The following is an 18,755-nucleotide window of genomic DNA, read 5'->3' on the forward strand; positions in this document are numbered from 1 at the left end:
CTGGCGGCCTGACGGCCCGCGAGCGCAGGCCGCAGCGGCGGCGCTACGGATCCGTGCGCCGGCTCACCTCGGGCGCTGGCAGGCCCGTTATCCGGGTGTGAGCGGCGTCCTGGGGACTGGACCGACCCGTACGCCGGGTCGGTCAACTTCCTTGCGTACGCGACCAAGTGGATCGACGAGCGAGGGCCGGCTGCGACCACGGACGAGCTGTACCGCAGGTTGCTGTGCCTGCACCTGGAGCCTTTGCCGGGCGAGCTGGACGTCAACGAGATCAGTGTGGCGAAGGCCAGGGCTGGGCGGGCCGAGCGGCTGAAGGCGACGGGCACGACCACGGTCGCCAAGTCCTACCGCCTGCTGAAGGCGATCATGAACAGAAGCCTTCTGGTGCGGATCTGGTGCAAGACGCCTGAACTGGCCCGGACAACAAAGAAGGCCCAGGTCTCCGACCTGGGCCTCAACTATGGAGCGGGTGACGGGAATCGAACCCGCGCTCTGAGCTTGGGAATCAAGGGCGCTCGTGACAGCCATTGACGTGCTGACCTGCGTAAACGCGGGCTGTGGGTGCAGCGGGGAGGGGAAGCGGGCACCAGTATTGACCGTGATTTACCGTCCGTTAGGACACGCAGAGGGCACGGCGCTGGAGCGGGGAGCGACGGCGGCGAGATCCGTGGCCTCGGTCGGCGTGGCTGCCTCTCTGTGGCGGCACCAGCGCGACCGCCGATGCCCTGGTGTGCGCATGCGAAGCACCTTCTGGGGGCGTGTGGGAAGAACGGCTGTCCTGACTGCCGGAGCTGCAAGGATCTGTGCCATGGATGTTTCGAGGTCTGCCAACGACGCAACTGCTGTAGGAGAAGGGGGAGTTCGCCCTGGGACGGCACCGTCGCGGTAGGCCATGATCCTCATATCTCCCCACGGCGTGGTGCACCTGCCCGGCAGGTGCAGCCATCACCCCTACAAGAGCCACCGAGAGGCGGGCTGGGGATGGGTGATGGAGCCAGATGAGGGGTCTGGGAGGGGATCAGCCGCGAAAGCCCGCTCCGAGCGACGCACGGCAATGCGGCGCGTGTCGCCCGGGAACGATGTGGTCACTGCCTCATGCGGGAGCCGCGACAGAGCATCGAGACCGGCAGCGGCGCCCGAGCAGCGCTGCGTTGATGCGGGCCGAAGTCGGTCTGCCTCCCGTGCACACCACTGTCGGCTGGATGTGGATTGCTCCGGCCACAGCAGCGGGCCGGGTGTGGGGACGGCCGTCGGGCAGGCGGATGCGCACCTTCTTCAGGGCGGGGATGAACCTCTGGGATCGCGCGAGGTTCTTGGCGAGGTACGCGGCCCGGGTACCCTTGCCGCCCCCCCGGGGGTCCGACGAGGACGATTCGCATCAGCGGAGGAACCCTTCGTAATTGCGCTGCTGAAGCTGGCTCTCGATCTGCTTCACGGTCTCCAGGCCCACACTCACGATGATGAGGATGCTTGTCCCGCCGAAGGGGAAGTTCTGGTTCGCGTGGAACAGCACCAACTCCACTGTTGGTACGAGCGCGATCAGCCCCAGATACAGCGAGCCCGGCCACGTGATCCGGTTGAGCACGTAGCTGAGGTACTCGGCCGTCGGGCGACCGGCCCGGACGCCCGGGACGAAGCCACCGTGCTTCTTCATGTTGTCGGCGACTTCTTCGGGGTTGAAGCTGATGGCCACGTAGAAGAAGGCGAAGAACACGATCAACAAGACGTACGCGGCGAGGTAAACGGGGTGGTCTCCCTTGGTGAAGGTGGTGGCGATCCAGGTCGCCCATGCCGCCTTCGACCCGCTGAACTGTGCGATGAGCGCCGGGATGGAGAGCAGCGATGACGCGAAGATGACGGGAACCACACCCGCCTGATTCACCTTGAGCGGGATGTACGTGGACGTACCGCCATAGGACCGGCGGCCGATCATCCGCTTCGCGTACTGCACCGGGATGCGCCGCTGGGCCTGCTCGACGAAGACCACCAGGGCGACCATTGCCAGGCCCACCAGGATCACCGCGAAGAACTCGATCCAGCCGCCGGCGAGCTTGCCGGTGAGCTTGACCTGCCACAGCGCGCCCGGGAAGCGGGCGGCGATCGAGATGAACATCAGGATCGACATGCCGTTGCCGATACCGCGGTCGGTCACCATCTCGCCCAGCCACATGACCAGGGCCGCACCGGCGGTCATCGTGATGACCATCGTGATGGTGGTGAAGACCGAGCCGTTGGGCACGATCTGGCGCGTGCAGCCCTGGAAGAGCGAACCGGCGCGGGCGGCGGTCACCAGGGCGGTGCCCTCCAGGGCGGCGAGCGCCACGGTCAGATAGCGGGTGTACTGGGTGATCTTCGCCTGGCCGGACTGCCCCTCCTTCTTGAGGGCCTCCAACCGCGGGATCACCACGGTCAGCAGCTGGAGGATGATGCTCGCCGTGATGTACGGCATGATCCCCAGCGCGAAGATCGTGACCTGCAGCAGCGCACCACCGCTGAACATGTTCACCAGGCCGAACAACCCGCTGTTGGCGTGGTTCCGCTCCATGCAGAACTCGACGTTCGCGTACTTCACTCCAGGGACCGGGATGTGCGCTCCGACCTGGTAGAGCACGATGATGCCCAACGTGAACAGCAGCTTCTTGCGCAGGTCGGGCGTCTTGAACGCTCGGGCGAACGCGGTGAGCACGGTGCCTCCTGCGCCTCCCGCCACTCTTGGGGCAGGGAGGCGACGGTCTTGAGGATCGATGAATACGTAGCGGCTGTACCGCGCGGAGCTCGCCCGCAGGGCGGGTTCCGAGGCAGGCCCCCGTGGCCGACTTGGTTGCCCAGGGTGCGGTGCGCGCGCAAAAGTCGCCGTCTCCCTCTCGCCCAGGTGTACGGACGCTGGGCTTCCGCACACACCCATCGGGACCGCTTGACCGCGGCCAAGGCGCTACCTGGCGGTCGGGGTTTGTGTCGGCGTCGGAACCGGCTCGGCGGGTGAGGGACGGTACGGCATCGGCACCAGGCCGGTAGTCGGGGCGCGGGTCGGCATCGGCACCGGGCCGGCAGTTGGGGCGCAGGTCGGCATCGGAACCGACCGGGTGGTCGACGTGCAGGTCGGCATCGGCGCCTTCGTCCCCCTCGGCACGGGGCGAGGAGTCGACGGCACCGGGGCCGACTCGGCAGGGGTGCCGGGGCGGCGCTGAGGGCCCGTGGGGCCGTCCTGAGCGAAGGAGCTCGGCAGGACCATCAGTCCGACTCCGAGCCCGGCAGCGGTCAGCACTGATCCGGTGGCCGCCCAAGCCGCTCGAGCCCGCCGGCGTGCGCGAACGCCGGCGTGCAGTCGGTCGCGGTGCCGGTCCTCATAGAGCGTGTCCTCCTGGCCGTCGCGCATCATCCGCGCCAGCTCCTGCTCGAAGTGATCCATGGCTCCCTCCTCACTCCACCGGCTCTGCCTCAGCCAGAAGCTGACGCAGCCGTGCAACGCCGCGTGCCGTCAGCGAACGGGCGGTACCCACCGGACAGCCCAGTACCTCCGCGACATCCCGCTCGGGCAGGTCCTGGTAGTAGCGCAGCACCACCGCAGCCCGCTGCCGCGCCGGCAGCAACGCCAATACGGCCTCCAACCGGGTCTGCTCGTCCACGGCAGCGGTCTCGTCCGCCACCTCGGGCGGGTCGGGCAGCTGGTCCACAGGGTGCTCGCCCCACCAGCGACGCCGTGCCGAGCGAGCCGCAGCACGGGCCAAGACCCTGCGCACGTACGCCTCGGGTGCCTCCTTGGCCACCTTCGGCCAGGCGAACCACAGTTTGACGAGCGCTTCCTGCAGCAGATCCTCGGCCCGGTGTCGGTCTCCACCGGTGAACAGCCGCGCCAGGTGAAGCAACGCCGACCACCGAGCCGCCACGAACCGGTCGAACTCATCGGCCCGCAACTGCCCCATCAGCGTCACCCCCTCACCTCAACACGCCCCTACACCCTCAATAAAGGCACTGGCCCCTGCCCCGCTATGCACCCCCGACAAGTGACATGGCTCACGCATCCGTCCGGGCCGTGCCCACGGCGCGACGTGTCCGGGCCGGCGGCGGCAGGCCGGACGGGATGCTTGCGGGCGGTAGACGAGTCAGTCCGCATGCCTGCGGGCCCGTACACCCCGACGACCAGGACGCGAAGACTGCCGACGAGGTACGCAACGCGTGGAACGCATGGCACCCGAACTGTCCCGCTGGCCTGTTGCCACAGTCCGGGACAGTTCCGGACCGCGAGGCGTCGGCCTCCCCGACCGCAACTCCCCAACAGGCTCCACCGAGGCGGGACGTCCCCGCCCCACTGCCGGAGCCGTTGACCGCCCGTGAGGTAGAGGTTTTGGCACTGATCGCGCAGGGGCTGTCCAACGCCGAGATCGGCGAACGCCTCTATCTCGGCCGCGCCACGGTCAAGACGCACATCAACCGCATCTTCGCGAAGACCGGCGCACGCGATCGCGCACAGGCCGTCCGCTACGCCTACCGCACCGGACTGGCGGACTGAGCACTGCACTTGACTCGCTACGTGGCTCGCCTTTTGCCGGGCCCCGCTACCTCTCACGCCGACCGGTCCGAGGCGGCCGTGTGGACGAGCCGCGGCTTCCCGGCATCCCAGCCGGTTGAGGGGCGTCGGCCCCGTGCTTTCCGGTCGGCTGCTACGACGCGCGCGACGGTCGAGTGGCGGGGATCGTGGGGAGTGCGTCTCGGGAAGTGCGGCGAAGGGTGAACGCGCGATTGGCTGCTCTGCGCCCTGAGCGTCAACCGCCCGGTTTTTGGCGCCATGTGGTGCGCAAGTGGTGCGCGAGCCTGTGAGAGGTCTGGACAACAAACAAGACCCCGGTCTCTGACCAGGGCCTTCGCTGTGGAGCGGGTGACGGGAATCGAACCCGCGCTCTGAGCTTGGGAACCAACGGGACCAGTGAGCTCGATTCGGCCCGTGACCAGGGGAAACGCCGCTCTACCTGACTGTTCGGTGGTGCACTGACGTACTGTTCTCGACCGTTGTTGACCGTGCTGGAGGGCACGGTTGGGGCACGAGCCTGGTCAGTGCAGCCTCAGCGCTGCTCTTGGGCCTGGCTGGGCGCGATGGCGACGCGTCTCCTATGAGGTGGGAGAAGTGGCATTGCCATCGCAAGGTATCTGCCCCTGAAGGCTGACCGCGTTCACGTCCCCGGCTCCACGTGGACTGCTGGTTCGGCGCCGCGCCGCGGGTGCTGGTGTATGTGGTTCTGCTGTACCGCGGTGAGGGCGCGGACGACGAGGATGGCGGCCACGGCCGCGCCGATGACGGCCGCGTCGGTCACCAGCAGCAGGGGCGTGTCCGTGTAGGCGCGGGCGATGACGGTGTTCGTGGTGCCGGTGTACAGGCCCGCCCCGCCCAGGAAACCGACCAGCCACAGGCCCCACCACCAGTTCACGGCGTGCGGCAAGCGCTTGTCGGGCGCGCTGGCGCGGTGGATGTCCGCGATGATCCCGCGGGGGATCCACAGGCTGGCGATGGGGACGATCCAGCCGGCGTAGACCCATGGCCCGGCGTAACGCGGGCGCTGTCCCGAGAGTGTGCCCGCGTTGTCCCGCACGCGCCAAAGCCAGAGCAGGAAGGCGACCGCGCACAGCACTATGGCCGCGTCTCCCAGGTTGATGACGAGGTGGTGGTAGTCGTTCTCCAGCGCGGTCAGCGGGCGGTGCCGGCCGCCGCCCTGGTCCAGCGGTCCGGATGGCGGCTGTCCGGCCACGGTGAGCCGGATCTGCCACACGGCCCGGGCCGCCCAGGCCGCGCCGGCGAGGACGAGGGTGGCGACGGCGCAGCCGGCCGCTCCCCGGACCGGGCGCAGGGCGGGCGGTGCTATGTGATCGTTCACGCGATCGTCCTTTACTGCGGGTCTCTTACGGGAGGTCGCGCCGGCCGTACATGGCATCGACGACCTCGCCTCACCGCCGACGGGCTTCGGCGTCGAGGGGCGAGGAGTCCAGGGTGTCTGCGGGCTTGAGGAGCAGCTGACCTCGGCCGTGGCGCACCGTCGCGCCGGGGCCCGAACGGGCCCTCCGGCTACGGTACCGAACCGCTTCTGCCACAGGGTGACCTGCGCGGTCAGTATGCCGTCGGGCCGCCACAGTGGCGTCGGGGAGTCCGGCCTGCTGAGTCCTCTCGCGGGATCCCTGTAATGGTTGTCATGCCTCGAGGTATTACATCAGCCTGTCGGTATGCGCTCTTCGACGCCCAGTGCCCCGGGCACTGACTCTTCCCACACCCACCAGCGAGACAGAACGGCCACCGGTTCCACGGAGGTTCCGTTCGCCTTGGGGAGGGCTGACCGGTGACCGGCTGCCCGGTGACTCCCTCCGGCTCACCCATCCTGGAGATGGCCCGCCGCGCGGCCGAGTATCGCGCGGAAGGCCGTCGGATCATCGACCTCACGCTCGGCGAGCCCGACTTCGCCCCGCCTGTGCACGCGGTTCGTGCCGCCCAGGAAGCCGCTGCCCGCCCGTTGGGCTACGCCCCCGCCAACGGGATACCGGAACTGCGCCGTGCCGCACGGCGCGCAGTGGAACGGGACCGCGCCCTGAGTTACTCGGATGCCGAGGTGGCCGTGGGATGCGGCGCCAAGCAGGTCATCTTCAACGCGTTCTTCGCCACCCTGGGCCCGGGCGACGAGGTGATCATCCCGGCGCCCTACTGGGCAAGTTACCCGGACCTGGTGCGCCTGTGCGGCGCCGTGCCCGTGATCGTTCCCTGCTCGGCCGACTCGGGGTTCAGACTCGCTCCCGACGCCCTGGAAGCGGCCCTGACCGCGCGCACGCGCTGGGTCGTGCTCAACGCTCCCGGAAACCCCTCGGGCGCCACCTACAGCCATGACACCCTGACCGGTCTCGCCGAGGTCCTGCGACGGCACCCCTCGGCGATGATCCTCTCGGACGAGATCTACGCCCACATCGGCTACGCCGAGGGCGAGTACTTCAGCATCGCGCAGGTCGCGCCTGACCTGCGCGAGCGGATCCTGCTCGTGGACGGCGTCTCCAAGGCGTACGCGATGACCGGCTGGCGGGTCGGCTGGGGGTTCGGGCCGGCCGAACTGGTCCGTCGTATCACCGCCGTACAGACACAGAACTGCACGCAGACGGCGACCGTGAGCCAGATCGCCGCGGCCGCCGCCCTGGAGGGGCCTCAGGGGATTCTGGCGGAACGATGTGGAACATACCGTCGACGGCGCGATGCGGCGCTGGCGATTCTGCGGCAGAGCCGGCACCTGGACACGGTCGAACCAGACGGTGCGTTCTACCTCTTGCCGCGCCTTGCGAGCGGCGACGACCTCGCAGCAGCGGACACCCTCCTCGAAGCGGGATGCGCGACCGTCCCGGGCAGCGCCTTCGGCGCGCCAGGCCACCTGCGGCTCTCCTTCGCCACCGACCTCGCCACCCTGGAAGAGGGCTGCCGCATCATCGTCGCCACGCTGGACGGGACTCCGGCGTGATCGCGCTGACCGTCAAGGCGCTGATTCCGGTCGTCCTGCTGATCGCGCTGGGCTACGCCCTCAAGCGATCGATGATCACCACCGAGCGATTCTGGTCCGAAGCCGAGCGCCTGAGCTATCACGTGCTGCTCCCGGCTCTGTTCCTGCACAGCCTGGCGACGGCCGACACCGACGATCTTCCGGTAGCGGCCCTGGCAGGCACTCTGGTCGCCTCCACGGTGACAGTCGCGGTGCTGGTCATCGCCTTCAGGCCCATGATGCGACTGAAAGACGACGGCTTCACCTCCGTCTTCCAGGGCAGCGTCAGGTTCAACAATTACATCGGCGTGACGATCGCTGCCGGTCTGTACGGCACCCAGGGCGTCGCCACCGCGGCGGTCTGCAACGCGGTGATCGTGCCCACGGTCAACGTCTTGTGCGTGCTGGTCTTCGCGCGGTTCGGGAGCGCACGCCTGCGCCTAGCGGGCATCGTCAAACAGCTCGTGACCAACCCGCTCATCCTCGCCTGTGTGGGAGGCATCCTCCTTCAGGCACTCGATCTGCGCCTGCCGCCGGGCATCGAGCCGGCGCTTCAGGCACTCGGAGCCGCCTCGATGCCGCTGGGGCTGCTGTGCATCGGCGCCGCGCTGCGCTTCGGTGCGGCACGCTCGTGGGCGGCACCGATCCTCACGTCGTCGTCCGTCAAGTTCGCCCTCATGCCCGCCGTGACCTTCCTGGCGGCTCAGATGGCCGGCCTGGGCTCCCACGCGCTGATCATCGCCGTGCTCTTCCAGGCTCTGCCCACGGCATCGTCCTCGTACATCATGGCGAGACAACTCGGCGGCGACGCGCCGCTGATGGCCGGCATCACCGCGACGCAGACACTTCTGGGCATCGCCGCAGTCCCGTTCGTCCTGGCACTGGTCTCGGCATAGCACCTGCGCCAGGGCGGAACGCTAGCGCCGCGTCATGCGGTGGCGGCGGACCGCATCGGTGTTGGCGCAGCGCGCGCAGCAGTAGGCGCGGCGACCGTTGCGGCTGGTGTCGACGAAGGCGGTCCGGCAGGAGTCCAGCGCGCAGACGCCCAGCCGTTCCCCCTCGGCCTCCATGGTGAAGATGGCCAGAGCTCCCGCGGTCACGGCCTTCACGCGGCTTTGGACGTCCTGGGCGTCCGGTGCGAAGTGCAGATGCGGCCGCAAGTCGTCGTGCGTGGTCAGGTACACGCTTCCCGCGCCGTCCGCGAGCAGAGCGTTGATCCTCTCGCACCGTTCGCCCTGCGAGGCAGCCTCGAAAACGGGCCGCAAAAGCCGCGACCACGCCCTGATCTCCTCACCGGCCGAGCCGGTGACACGCGAACGCCGGATCGCATGCTCCTGCAAGGCCCGTTCCAGAGCCTCAGCCCCCCAGGAACCACTCGACTCAAGATTCACCAGCGACACAGCAAGGCGAACCCCGACCATGTTGTCATGCTCAAACTTCACTCAACCATTGCACCACAGGTCGGGCCCGGAGCGGTGGTCCAGCTGCCCAGGGCACCAGGCGGCCCGACCGAGGCCGTCCCACCCACTTGACGCGTTGGTGGCGCAAGCCATAGGAGTCCCGTCTCGGGATTCGAGGCGCCGTCCACCGTGTGACCGCTGAGGTGTCGTGCGCCACCTCTCTGTGCAATCCATAGAGGGAAGTTGGGACACGCCAAGGGCACGCCCGCACCGGAAGGTCTATACAACAAACAAGGCCCAGGTCACCGACCGGGGCCTCAACCATGGAGCGGGTGACGGGAATCGAGCCCGCGCTCTGAGCTTGGGAATCACGGGTTTGCCGAGCGGTTAACCGGGCTCTGACCTGCTGCGATGGGGCTTTGAACGGCTCGTCTGGTGGCCCCGTCGCGTACCCGAATTCCCCGTGGCTTACGGGGCCTTCGGGCACGCAACGGGCACGGCAGCCCCTCGTTGCGAACTACAGGCGGGCCGACCGGTGAGGTCTGCTGGCGTGGTCAGCAGGGGGCTAGAGGGGGATGGCGGACGCTAGCGGTTCTTGCGGTTGCGGTGCTTCACTGCTGTAACCGCAAGTGGCGCCGAACAGTCCTGCGAGGGTCACCGCAGACCGTAGGCGCTTGCCACCTGGGCTGCCGGAGCCCACACGATCACCAGAATGCGCGAGGCTGCCGCCGACGAATCGCACGGACGGGGCCTGTGCCTTGTCGATGCGCTGGCGGACTCGTGGAGCGCCGGCCCGAGCCGCTTCGGCGGAACAGTCGTCTCGTTCTCCGTCGATGAGGCTTGGAAGCCCTGATGGACCTCGGCAGATTTGTGGTGCCCGGAGCGAAGGCCTTGTAGGTGGGGATGGACACGCGGGTGCTGTACGCGTACGCCAGCCTGGTCTGTCAGGGCCTGGAGTTTGGGGAGTTGCACCGGCCGGTGGCGGTCAGGGCCGTTGTTCCCCGGGCCAGTCGAGCAGCAGGCGCTGGGCGCGGGGGAGGGAAGCGACCACGAGGTCGTAGGAGTCCTCGATCATGTCGAGGATGAGTTGGTCGGGGAGGGCGCCGGTGAGTGTGACGGTGTTCCAGTGGCGTTTGTTGAGGTGGTAGCCGGGCACCACCTCGGGGTGTGTCGCGCGCAGGCGCTCGGCCAGTTCGGGGTCGCACTTGAGGCTCACGGTGAGCGGCGCGTCCGTCAGGGTCGTCAGGGCGAAGATCTTTCCACCGACCTTGAAGGTCGATACGTCCGGGTGCCGGGGGAAGGGGAACTCCTCGACGGCCCCGTTGAAGTCCAGGCAGACGGCTCGAAGGGCATTCGCGTCGATCATGCCGTCATTATGTCGGGCGGGTGGTGGTGGCTGACCGGGTGTCATGTGCGGGGGCCGGGATCCCGTCTCATGCACACGCGCGGCCAGTGGTCGAGTCCCAGCGTCGCCTCGTGGGCGCGGATCTCGCGCAGGCCCGGGGTGAGTTCGGCATCGGTGAGGGTCCGGAATCCGAGGCGGGTGTAGTACGGCGCGTTCCACGGCACCTCGGCGAAGGTGGTCAGGGTGAGCGGGGCCGAGCCGCCGTCCTGTTCCGCCCGGTCGATGAGTGCTTGGCCGATACGACGGTGGGCGTGCTGTGGGTGGACTGACACCTGCTCGATGTGGGTGCAGCCGTCGACCGGTTCCCAGAGCAGAAAGCCGAGTGGCGCTCCGGTCCCTTCGGCGGCCGCCGCCCCGCACGGTTCCTCGTACGCCGCCAGTGCTCGACCCGCGCGCTGGAACTCCGCCAGCTGCGCGAGGGAGGGGGGTTCGGCGTCCGCGATCGTCGCCATACCGAGCCCGCGGAATGCCGTACCGGCTGCGAGCTCGATGCTGCGCAGGGCGGGCAGCTCGGCGGGGGAGGGGGCATGGATGAGCACGGGGTCAGTGTCGCCGGTCCGGGCGGGCGAGGCGAGCGGATTTCCACGGACGGCTCGCCCTCGGCCTCACCGCCCCGCCGCCCCGTACTTGATCAGTTCGTCGGCCGGATCGTTGACCGGCTGGGGGGTGCCCGTGAGGTCCATGACGAACAGCGGGATGTGCAGTTCGTCGGCGCGGGAGCGGGCGTCGCGGGCGTAGCCGGCGAGGGAGAAGAAGACCGCTATGGCCGAGTCGTTGAGGCCGTTGAGCCAGACGCATTCGATCTCGCGCAGTGGGGTGGCGCGGGTGGTCGGGTCGACCTGGGCGACCACGCCCGTACCGCGGAGGTCCACGCCGGAGGCGGTGCGCTCCTGGGTCCGGGCGACATCGGCGTAGCCCAGCCACTTCAGGTACTGCTCGGCGGCGGTGACGCAGTCGCGGGCCGTACGGATCGTGACCGGACGGAACGCGGGCCGCAGGACGGCGCGCGGAGTCTCGGCGGCGGGGGCCGGGGCGGGTTTGGGCGCGGCTGGGCCGAACGAGGGGAAATTCGGGGGCGGTTGGGTGGGCGCGGGAGCGACGGGGACCCGTACGACCGTGCCGCAGGCACAGCCGGACTCCGGGGCCGGCCACTCGTCCTGCCGTCCGCAGACCTCGCAGCGCACCTCCACCCAGGACGCCTGCCAGGTGCGGTGGTGTATCTCGACGGGCACCCCGCCGCGCAGCACGGGCAGGGTCAGCGGGGCACCGCACGCGCACGGGAAGGTGGGCGGGGTGAAGGCGTTCTCACGGCGGCACGTGGGGCACCGCACCGGCACGCTGTCGGCCATGGTCGGCTCCTGGCGGATCGGGCGGCAGACAGGTCGGATCTGCCGCTGCCCCCATGGTCTCTCCAAAAGCGGGCGCAGGGGGGTGATTTGCGAGGAGAGCCGCAGGTGAGGAAGAGCCTCGGGGGAGCCACGGCGCACGGGGGGAGCGCATCGCGGCGCACGGGGCCGTCGGGCAGGTGCCGCGCACGCACCGGTCCCGGAATCCGTGACCGTACGGATTCCGGGACCGCTGTGGTTCCCGTCCGACAGCGCGAGAATCGGGCGCGACAGGACATCGCGCCGCCGGACGGAGTCTGTGGGGTGGTGGAGCGAGGGGAGCAGGCAAGCTCCGCGGTGGGGGAGAGGCCCGCCCTGTCTGTCGGACGGGCACGGCCACCGCACTGGTTCTCCCGGTGTACCGCGGAGCTCGCACCGCCTCTCCGTACCGGCCGACCACCCCTCAAACGGGCCGGCCGGTACGGATGCGCAAGGGTGCCGACCTCCCGTCAGTCCTCGCGCAGCTCTCGGACCCTGGCCTCGACGCGCGCGCCGTAGTCCGGGTCGGCGGCGTGGAAGTGAGCGAGGTTCTTCTCGATCACGTCGTCCCGGCCGACCTGGGAGAGGCCGCCGGCGATGTTGTTCACCAGACGGGTCTTCTCGTCCTTCGACATCAGGCGGTAGAGCTCACCGGCCTGGAAGAAGTCGTCGTCCTTGGTGTGCGCCGGGGCCGCGTGGGCGCCGGTGTGGCCGGAGACGGCGAGCGGGGCGGAGAGCGCCTCGTCGGTCTGCGCCGGGCCGCCGTAGGAGTTCGGCTCGTAGTTCTTGGCGTGCCGGTCGTAGCGGTTGGTGGCCATCAGGCCGTCCCGGCCGTAGTTGTGGGCCTCGGTCGCCTTGGGGGCGTTCACCGGCAGCTGGGTGTGGTTGACGCCCAGGCGGTAACGGTGCGCGTCGGCGTAGGCGAACAGCCGGCCCTGGAGCATCTTGTCCGGGGACGGGCCGATGCCGGGCACGAAGTTGTTCGGGGAGAAGGCCGACTGCTCGACCTCGGCGAAGACGTTGTCGGGGTTGCGGTCCAGGACCAGGCGGCCCACCCGCTGCAGCGGGTAGTCGCTGTGCGGCCACACCTTGGTCAGGTCGAACGGGTTGAAGCGGTAGTCGGCCGCCTCGGCCGCCGGCATGATCTGCACGTACAGCGTCCAGGAGGGGTAGACGCCCCGCTCGATGGACTGGAGCAGATCGGTCTGGTGGCTGTTGGGGTCCGTGCCGGACAGCTCGGCGCCCTGCTCGGCGTCCAGGCAGCGGATGCCCTGGTTCGTCTTGAAGTGGTACTTGACGAAGAAGGCCTCGCCCTCGGCGTTCGTCCACTGGTAGGTGTGCGAGCCGTAGCCGTTCATGTGGCGGTAGGAGGCCGGGATGCCGCGGTCGCCCATGAGCCAGGTGATCTGGTGCGTCGCCTCGGGGGAGTGCGCCCAGAAGTCCCAGACGTTGTCCGGCTCCTGCTTGCCCGTGAAGGGGTCGCGCTTCTGGGAGTGGATGAAGTCGGGGAACTTGATCGGGTCCTTGATGAAGAACACCGGGGTGTTGTTGCCGACGAGGTCGTAATTGCCCTCCGCCGTGTAGAACTTCAGGGCGAAGCCACGCGGGTCACGGGCCGCGTCCGGGCCGCCGAGGCTGTCGGCGACGGTCGAGAAGCGGATGAACGTCTCGGTGCGCTTGCCGATGGTGTTGAGGAAGTCCGCGCGGGTGAAGCCCGAGACGTCGTCGGTCACCTCGAAGTAGCCGTATGCGCCGGAGCCACGGGCATGCACGACGCGCTCCGGGATGCGCTCGCGGTTGAAGCGCGCGAGCTTCTCCAGCAGGTGCTGGTCCTGGAGGATGATCGGGCCGCCGACGCCGGCGGTGGCGGAGTTCTGGTTGTCGGCGACGGGGGCGCCAGCCTCCGTAGTGAGAAAGCGCGCCGTCAGCGTGGGCTTCGACATGGTGACCTTCCGTACGAGAGCGCGGAAGTTGGCTTCCGCATGTCGGAGCGTAAGAAGCACTCCGACCAAACGTCAACAGTTTGTTGAAACAAAGCGGGGTGGTATCCGCGGTTCCGGACGGCGGCCACGCCTGGGCGCGACAGGACAAGTGTCGGCGCAGCCGCCGCCCGGAAGTCTGGGGGACCGGTGCTCGGCGCTAGGTCCCGTGGGTGGTGGGTACGGGCACGGGGTCAGGTCCCGTGGGTGAACTCGGGCACGGGCCGGGGCCCGTGGGTGTCCCGGCGAACGGGACCGGTGGCCGCGCCGTCGGACACCCGCCCCGCCCACTCGGTCCGGACCTCCACGAGGACCGGCCGCCGGGTGGAGACGGCTTCCTTCCGGGCCCACTCGACCGCCGAGCGGAGTTCCGCCGGTTCGACGACGTCCCGGCCCGCGCAGCCGTACGCCTCCACGAGCTTCACGTGGTCCGGCAGGTGCTCGTCGAGGTGCCCGTCGTCGGGGTGGTGGCCCTGGTGTCCGCTGGGGTGGCCGGGCGGGAGCAGGAGCAGTACGAAGGGCACCTCGTGGCGGACCGCGGACGCCAACTCCTCGGCCAGGAGCGGGAATCCCCGGCTGCCGACGGCCACGACGACCTCCGCCTCCCGCTCGCCCCGGGCGTCCAGGGCCGTGCGGATGCCGATCGCGGCCGGTACCTCCCAGCCGGGTGGCCCGTGGTGGCAGTGGAACCGGTCGCGGCGCCCCTCCCGTACCGCGGCGGTGGCACAGGTGCCCGGCGCGCCGCCGACGAGGTGGGTCCCCGGCGCCGCGTCCGTCCCGAAGATCTCGGTGATCTCCGCCAGGGGCCACGGAGCCGGGACGCACGCACCGTCGAGGCCGGCAGGGCCGGCCCTGCCCGCCGGGGCGTGCGGTGGCACCGCACGTCCGCGCTCCGGCCCGGCCGATGCCGGCCGGAAGGCGAAGCCGGGGCCGCGCCCGCTCCCGTCCGCGGGCTCCGTCGCGGCCAGGTCGGCCGGGACGTCGAGCAGGACCGGACCGGGGCGGCCCTCCCGCGCGATGTGGAAGGCCTCGCGAAAGGCCCCCGGTATACGCGCCGGATCCTCGATCCGCTCGGCGCGCTTGGTGACCGGACCGGCCAGCCGCACGAGGTCCGGCGGCCGGAAGGTGTCCGGGCGCAGCGGGCCGGTGGTCCGGCGCGGACCGGCCGGCTCCCGGCCGATGATGCACACCAGCGGGACCGCGTCCTGCTGCGCCGCGTACAGCCCGGTGAGCAGGCGCGCCGCCCCCGGGCCCGCGGGCGCCGCGACGACGCCGGGCTTCCCGCTCGTACGGGCCCAGCCGTGCGCCATGTGCGTGGCGCCCTCTTCGTGGCGCGCCGACAGCCGCTCGATGCCGCGGGCCTCCGCCATCGCCGTGCAGAGGGGGAGGAGGGCGGCGCCCGGGCAGCCGAAGACGACCTCGACGCCCTCGTCCTTCATGACCCGGACGGCCGCCGTCCCCCATTGCCCCCGCGGCACGGGAGGCACCCCGACGGCGGGAATCCGCTGCGCCGCCATGGACTCAGTTTCCGGTGGGGTGTCCGGAGAGGCGTTCGACGCCGCGCAGGAGGGCGGAGTGGTCGAGGCCGCCGTCGCCTTGGGCGCGCAGGGAGGCGACGAGGCCGGCGACGACGGTGCCGACGGGGAGGGCGGCGCCGACGGTGCGGGCGGCGTCGGTGACGATGCCCATGTCCTTGTGGTGGAGGTCGATGCGGAAGCCGGGGCGGAAGTCGCGGGTTGTGAAGTTGTCCTTCTTGCGGGCCAGGACGGTGGAGCCGGCGAGGCCGCCGGCGAGGACGTCGAGGGCGGCGGTGAGGTCGACGCCGGACTTCTCCAGGAAGACGACGGCTTCGGCGCAGGCCTGGATGTTGACGGCGACGATGAGCTGGTTGGCGGCCTTGACGGTCTGGCCGCTGCCGTGGGGGCCGCAGCGCACGATGGTCTTGCCGAGGGTTTCGAGGAGGGGGCGGGCGGCGTCGAAGTCGGCCTGGTCGCCGCCGACCATGATGGACAGGACGGCTTCGAGGGCGCCGGCTTCGCCGCCGGAGACGGGGGCGTCCAGGACGCGGATGCTCTTGGCGGCGGCGGCCTGTGCGAGGTCGATGGAGGTCTGGGGGGTGATCGAGGACATGTCGATCAGCAGGGTGTGGGGGCGGGCGTTTTCGAGGATGCCGTCGGGGCCGTAGGCGATGGCCTCGACCTGGGGGGAGGCGGGGACCATGGTGATGACGATGTCGGCGTCGGCGACGGCCTCGGCGATCGATCCGGCCGCGGTGCCGCCGGCCGCCGCGAGGCGCTCGAGCTTGTCGGCCTCCAGGGTGAAGCCGGTGACCGGGTAGCCGGCCTTGATCAGGTTCTCGGCCATGGGCGAGCCCATGATGCCGAGACCGATCCATGCGATCTTGGGCAGGTTGCTCATGCGGGTGCCTTTCTCAAATGCTGTGCTGCGTCAGGAGCGGACGCGCTGTGCCGCGTCGGGGGCGGGCCGGGCCGTGCCGGGTCAGGGGCGGGCGGCGCGCAGGGGGGCCGGGAGCCACTCGAAGGCGCCGGCGCTCGGCCCGTCGCCGGGCTTGTACTCCAGGCCGGTCCAGCCGTCATAACCGGCCTTCTGCAGCCGGGCCAGCAGCGCGGCGAGGTCGAGCGAACCGGTGCCGGGGGCGCCGCGGCCGGGACTGTCGGCGATCTGCACATGCCCGGTCTTGGGCGTGTAGCGGTCGATGACCTCCTCGAGGTCCTCGCCGTTCATCGCCAGGTGGTAGAGGTCCATCAGGAAGCGGGCGTTGTCCAGGCCGGTGGCCGCGTTCACCGCGTCGACGACCTCGATGGCCTTCGGCGCGCTGACGATGGGGCAGTGGGGCGACTCGGGCGCGTTGAGCGCCTCGATCAGCAGCGTCCCGCCCACCTCCGCCACCGCCCGCGCAGCGAAGGCCAGGTTCTCCAGCGCCAGCGCATCCTGCTCGGCGGCCGGCACGCCCTCGACGCGGTTGCCGTAGAGGGCGTTGAAGGACGTGCAGCCCAGCGAGCGGCCGAACTCCACCGCCACCGGCACATTCGCCCGGAACCGCTCCGACTCCTCACCCGGCACCGACAACGCCCCCCGGTCCGGCCCCGGCAACCGCCCCGCATAGAAGTTCAGGCCCACCAGCCGCGTCCCGGCATCGTCCAGCGCCGCACGCAGCGCCGCCAGCTCCCCCCGCTCCACAACCGGGGCATCCACCCACGGCCACCACAGCTCCACCGCCGTGAAACCCGCCGCCCGCGCGGCCGCCGGCCGCTCCAGCAACGGAAGCTCGGTGAACAGGATCGACAGATTGACGTTGAAGCGCGTGTCCGTGAAACCCATCAGGCCCGGCGCCCCTTCCGGATAGTGGAACTGTTTTTCTGCTTGTTGGAACAGTGCCTGCCGGGCTCGGAGGCTGTCAAGGGGGCCCCGGGGCAATTTCTGGTGGCCGGGCCGAACCGCGCGTAGGTTGAGCGGCGTGCGATTGAGAGTGGAGTTCACGACGGAACCGTTCGACCTGGACGAGGCGCCGGCGCATGCGGTGGTGGCGCGGGACGTCGTCACGGGCGCCGAACTGGACGCCGTCGACGTCGGTCCGTTCGGCAACACGGCCGAGGGCGAGGCCGATCAGGTGCTCGGCGCGGTGACCGACCTGCTGCGCGAATCGCTGCGGGCGGGCGCCACCCGGGTGTCCCTGCAGGTCAATGTGATCCGGGAGGCCGGGCAGGGCGAGGCCGGCCAGGGCGCGGGGGAGGCGACGTGACGGAGCCCGCCGACCACCCGTTCGTCCAGGCGGTCAAGCCGCTGATCGACGCGATGGGCGGACAGATGATCGCGCCGGACCAGGCCCAGGGCGACGATGTCGTACTGACCTGGGAGGGGCGGGACCGGGTGGCCGTACGGCTCCCGCATCTGTCGGACTCGCTCGACCACATCCTCGCCGAGCTCCAGCGCCGGCACGGCATGCCGCTCGCGGAGCTGGACCGGAAGACCAAGCAGTCGGTGGTGCGGATCCTGGAGTCGCGCGGGGCCTTCTCGGTCCGGCACGGGGTGGAGACGGTCGCGGGCGCCCTCGGGGTCAGCCGGTTCACCGTGTACAACTACCTGAACCGGGAAAACGCGTCTCGGGACGCAAAGGAGCAGGTAGAAGGCTCGTAGGTGGGCGCTCGGCTCTCGCGTTGGGCCGACCGTCGCACAATTTCTCACAAGGCCCCGCAAGCATCTGGCTGTGGGGTCGCGTAGGCGCCCATGAGCTCGGAAATGGCGGCGAGCCGCTACTCGATCGTGGAGCGCAAAGCACCTGCTTAGTGGAGCTGCTCCGCCTCGGAGAGTCGGTGGTTCTCTTCCGAGTGGCCGATCGAAGGCCTTGCTGAAGTGCCGTCCGTTCTGGGGTGTTCCAGGCTGGACGCCATGGGGTTATCTGGCTACGCGGAGGAGGCATGAGGGATGAGTGACAGCGTCGTATCTCTCACGTTGGGCTTGGTTGGACTGGTCGGTGGTCTGGTTACGGCATTCTCAGCGGTGCAATCGTCCAAGGAGACGGCTGGCGGGGCGATCTTTGATGCGGCTGCTGCTCGTAACGCCGAGTTTCAAAATGCCCGGCGCAAGCGGTACGAGGAGCTGCTAGACGTTCTCGTTGAGGAGGATCTGGGGGTTGAACTGTCGAAACGGATCCGTAGGGCTCAGCTGATCGCGTGCGAGGGTGACCTGCGCTGTACTCTCGATACGCTCGCGGCCGATCCGGATGAGTTTCGAGGCAGCACCAAGCAACTCAGTGACCTAGCCAGAGCAATGAACGAAGATGCCGGAAAGTAGCGGCGCCTTTGAGGGCGGCCCTGAGGCGTTACGTACCTACCTCGCACCGGGGCCCGACGCCGGACATCCACCCATCGGGCGTTAGGGGCAGCTGCCTGCTGCCCGAGTTGGCACAAGCCTATGGATGCCCCGCTCCCGGCACGATGCAGGGCACCGGCCAAGGTGTGATGCGAGCCGTCACGTTGGGCATGTGACACGGCGGAGGGTCATGACGCACAAATCTCCGTGGCAAAAGCGGCGTCGCGCTAGGAAAGTTACGAGGCAAACTGCCCGTGCGGGGATGCCTCGCCCGAGTG

General features: G+C 69.6%; 17 protein-coding genes and 1 pseudogene. 7 read left to right on the forward strand and 11 right to left on the reverse strand.

The genetic code is table 11. The annotated features are described in order from the left end of the window. Nucleotides 1-243 precede the first annotated feature (243 nt). Entirely contained in the window at nucleotides 244-531 is a 288-nt protein-coding gene (locus Scani_RS39160; protein ID WP_159482786.1) for a hypothetical protein, read from the forward strand. Nucleotides 532-1,378: 847 nt separating this feature from the next. Here the strand turns inward: Scani_RS39160 and secY are convergent. Together secY and Scani_RS39170 are read right to left on the reverse strand one after the other, a co-directional pair. Next, nucleotides 1,379-2,686, reverse strand: coding sequence for a preprotein translocase subunit SecY (gene secY / locus Scani_RS39165; protein ID WP_159482787.1), 1,308 nt, complete (start codon nucleotides 2,684-2,686; stop codon nucleotides 1,379-1,381). A 733-nt stretch (nucleotides 2,687-3,419) separates the two neighbouring features. Then, nucleotides 3,420-3,923 (reverse strand): SigE family RNA polymerase sigma factor, encoded by a 504-nt coding sequence (locus Scani_RS39170; protein WP_030088490.1) that lies wholly within the window; start codon nucleotides 3,921-3,923, stop codon nucleotides 3,420-3,422. A gap of 359 nt (nucleotides 3,924-4,282) precedes the next feature. Here Scani_RS39170 and Scani_RS42385 point away from each other — a divergent pair. Next, nucleotides 4,283-4,510, forward strand: a pseudogene (locus Scani_RS42385) (response regulator transcription factor); the annotation flags it as partial. A 658-nt stretch (nucleotides 4,511-5,168) separates the two neighbouring features. Here the strand turns inward: Scani_RS42385 and Scani_RS39180 are convergent. Next, complete coding sequence (locus tag Scani_RS39180; protein ID WP_159482789.1) at nucleotides 5,169-5,867, reverse strand: DUF4328 domain-containing protein; 699 nt, start codon at nucleotides 5,865-5,867, stop codon at nucleotides 5,169-5,171. 456 nt (nucleotides 5,868-6,323) lie between these two features. On the opposite strand from Scani_RS39180, the gene Scani_RS39185 reads away from it, so the two are divergent. Together Scani_RS39185 and Scani_RS39190 are read left to right on the forward strand one after the other, a co-directional pair. After that, nucleotides 6,324-7,478 (forward strand): pyridoxal phosphate-dependent aminotransferase, encoded by a 1,155-nt coding sequence (locus tag Scani_RS39185; protein ID WP_218039251.1) that lies wholly within the window; start codon nucleotides 6,324-6,326, stop codon nucleotides 7,476-7,478. After that, nucleotides 7,475-8,392, forward strand: coding sequence for an AEC family transporter (locus Scani_RS39190; protein ID WP_159482790.1), 918 nt, complete (start codon nucleotides 7,475-7,477; stop codon nucleotides 8,390-8,392). The genes Scani_RS39185 and Scani_RS39190 overlap by 4 nt, the downstream gene beginning before the upstream one ends. A gap of 21 nt (nucleotides 8,393-8,413) precedes the next feature. On the opposite strand, the gene Scani_RS39195 is transcribed toward Scani_RS39190, so the two are convergent. From Scani_RS39195 to Scani_RS39230, 8 genes are all read right to left on the reverse strand, one after another. Beyond that, nucleotides 8,414-8,938, reverse strand: coding sequence for a CGNR zinc finger domain-containing protein (locus Scani_RS39195; RefSeq protein ID WP_159482791.1), 525 nt, complete (start codon nucleotides 8,936-8,938; stop codon nucleotides 8,414-8,416). Nucleotides 8,939-9,881: 943 nt separating this feature from the next. After that, on the reverse strand, nucleotides 9,882-10,262 hold the full coding sequence (locus Scani_RS39200) for an MmcQ/YjbR family DNA-binding protein (RefSeq protein ID WP_159482792.1): 381 nt from the start codon (nucleotides 10,260-10,262) through the stop codon (nucleotides 9,882-9,884). Between the two features lie 41 nt (nucleotides 10,263-10,303). Continuing rightward, the gene (locus Scani_RS39205; protein ID WP_159482793.1) at nucleotides 10,304-10,840 is read right to left on the reverse strand and encodes a GNAT family N-acetyltransferase; all 537 of its coding nucleotides are present in this window, start codon (nucleotides 10,838-10,840) and stop codon (nucleotides 10,304-10,306) included. A 66-nt stretch (nucleotides 10,841-10,906) separates the two neighbouring features. Next, nucleotides 10,907-11,650: a hypothetical protein gene (locus Scani_RS39210; RefSeq protein ID WP_159482794.1), complete on the reverse strand. Its 744-nt coding sequence runs from the start codon at nucleotides 11,648-11,650 to the stop codon at nucleotides 10,907-10,909. A gap of 485 nt (nucleotides 11,651-12,135) precedes the next feature. Further along, nucleotides 12,136-13,593, reverse strand: coding sequence for a catalase (locus Scani_RS39215; protein WP_159482893.1), 1,458 nt, complete (start codon nucleotides 13,591-13,593; stop codon nucleotides 12,136-12,138). Between the two features lie 245 nt (nucleotides 13,594-13,838). After that, on the reverse strand, nucleotides 13,839-15,161 hold the full coding sequence (locus Scani_RS39220; RefSeq protein WP_159482795.1) for a thiamine pyrophosphate-binding protein: 1,323 nt from the start codon (nucleotides 15,159-15,161) through the stop codon (nucleotides 13,839-13,841). Nucleotides 15,162-15,165: 4 nt separating this feature from the next. Further along, nucleotides 15,166-16,062 carry a 2-hydroxy-3-oxopropionate reductase gene (locus tag Scani_RS39225; RefSeq protein WP_159482796.1) on the reverse strand — a complete coding sequence of 299 codons (897 nt, stop codon included), beginning with the start codon at nucleotides 16,060-16,062 and terminating at the stop codon, nucleotides 15,166-15,168. Between the two features lie 81 nt (nucleotides 16,063-16,143). Continuing rightward, the gene (locus Scani_RS39230; RefSeq protein WP_159482797.1) at nucleotides 16,144-16,986 is read right to left on the reverse strand and encodes a TIM barrel protein; all 843 of its coding nucleotides are present in this window, start codon (nucleotides 16,984-16,986) and stop codon (nucleotides 16,144-16,146) included. A 136-nt stretch (nucleotides 16,987-17,122) separates the two neighbouring features. On the opposite strand from Scani_RS39230, the gene Scani_RS39235 reads away from it, so the two are divergent. The 3 genes from Scani_RS39235 (at nucleotide 17,123) to Scani_RS39245 (ending at nucleotide 18,459) form a co-directional block, all read left to right on the forward strand. Then, nucleotides 17,123-17,407, forward strand: a complete 285-nt coding sequence (locus Scani_RS39235) for a YkoF family thiamine-binding protein (protein ID WP_159482798.1) — start codon at nucleotides 17,123-17,125, stop codon at nucleotides 17,405-17,407. Then, complete coding sequence (locus Scani_RS39240; protein WP_159482799.1) at nucleotides 17,404-17,802, forward strand: helix-turn-helix domain-containing protein; 399 nt, start codon at nucleotides 17,404-17,406, stop codon at nucleotides 17,800-17,802. The genes Scani_RS39235 and Scani_RS39240 overlap by 4 nt, the downstream gene beginning before the upstream one ends. Before the next feature lie 288 nt (nucleotides 17,803-18,090). Further along, nucleotides 18,091-18,459: a hypothetical protein gene (locus Scani_RS39245; RefSeq protein ID WP_159482800.1), complete on the forward strand. Its 369-nt coding sequence runs from the start codon at nucleotides 18,091-18,093 to the stop codon at nucleotides 18,457-18,459. Nucleotides 18,460-18,755: the final 296 nt, after the last annotated feature.

Origin of the sequence: Streptomyces caniferus (genome assembly GCF_009811555.1) — a bacterium.
GTDB classification, from domain to species: Bacteria; Actinomycetota; Actinomycetes; order Streptomycetales; family Streptomycetaceae; genus Streptomyces; species Streptomyces caniferus.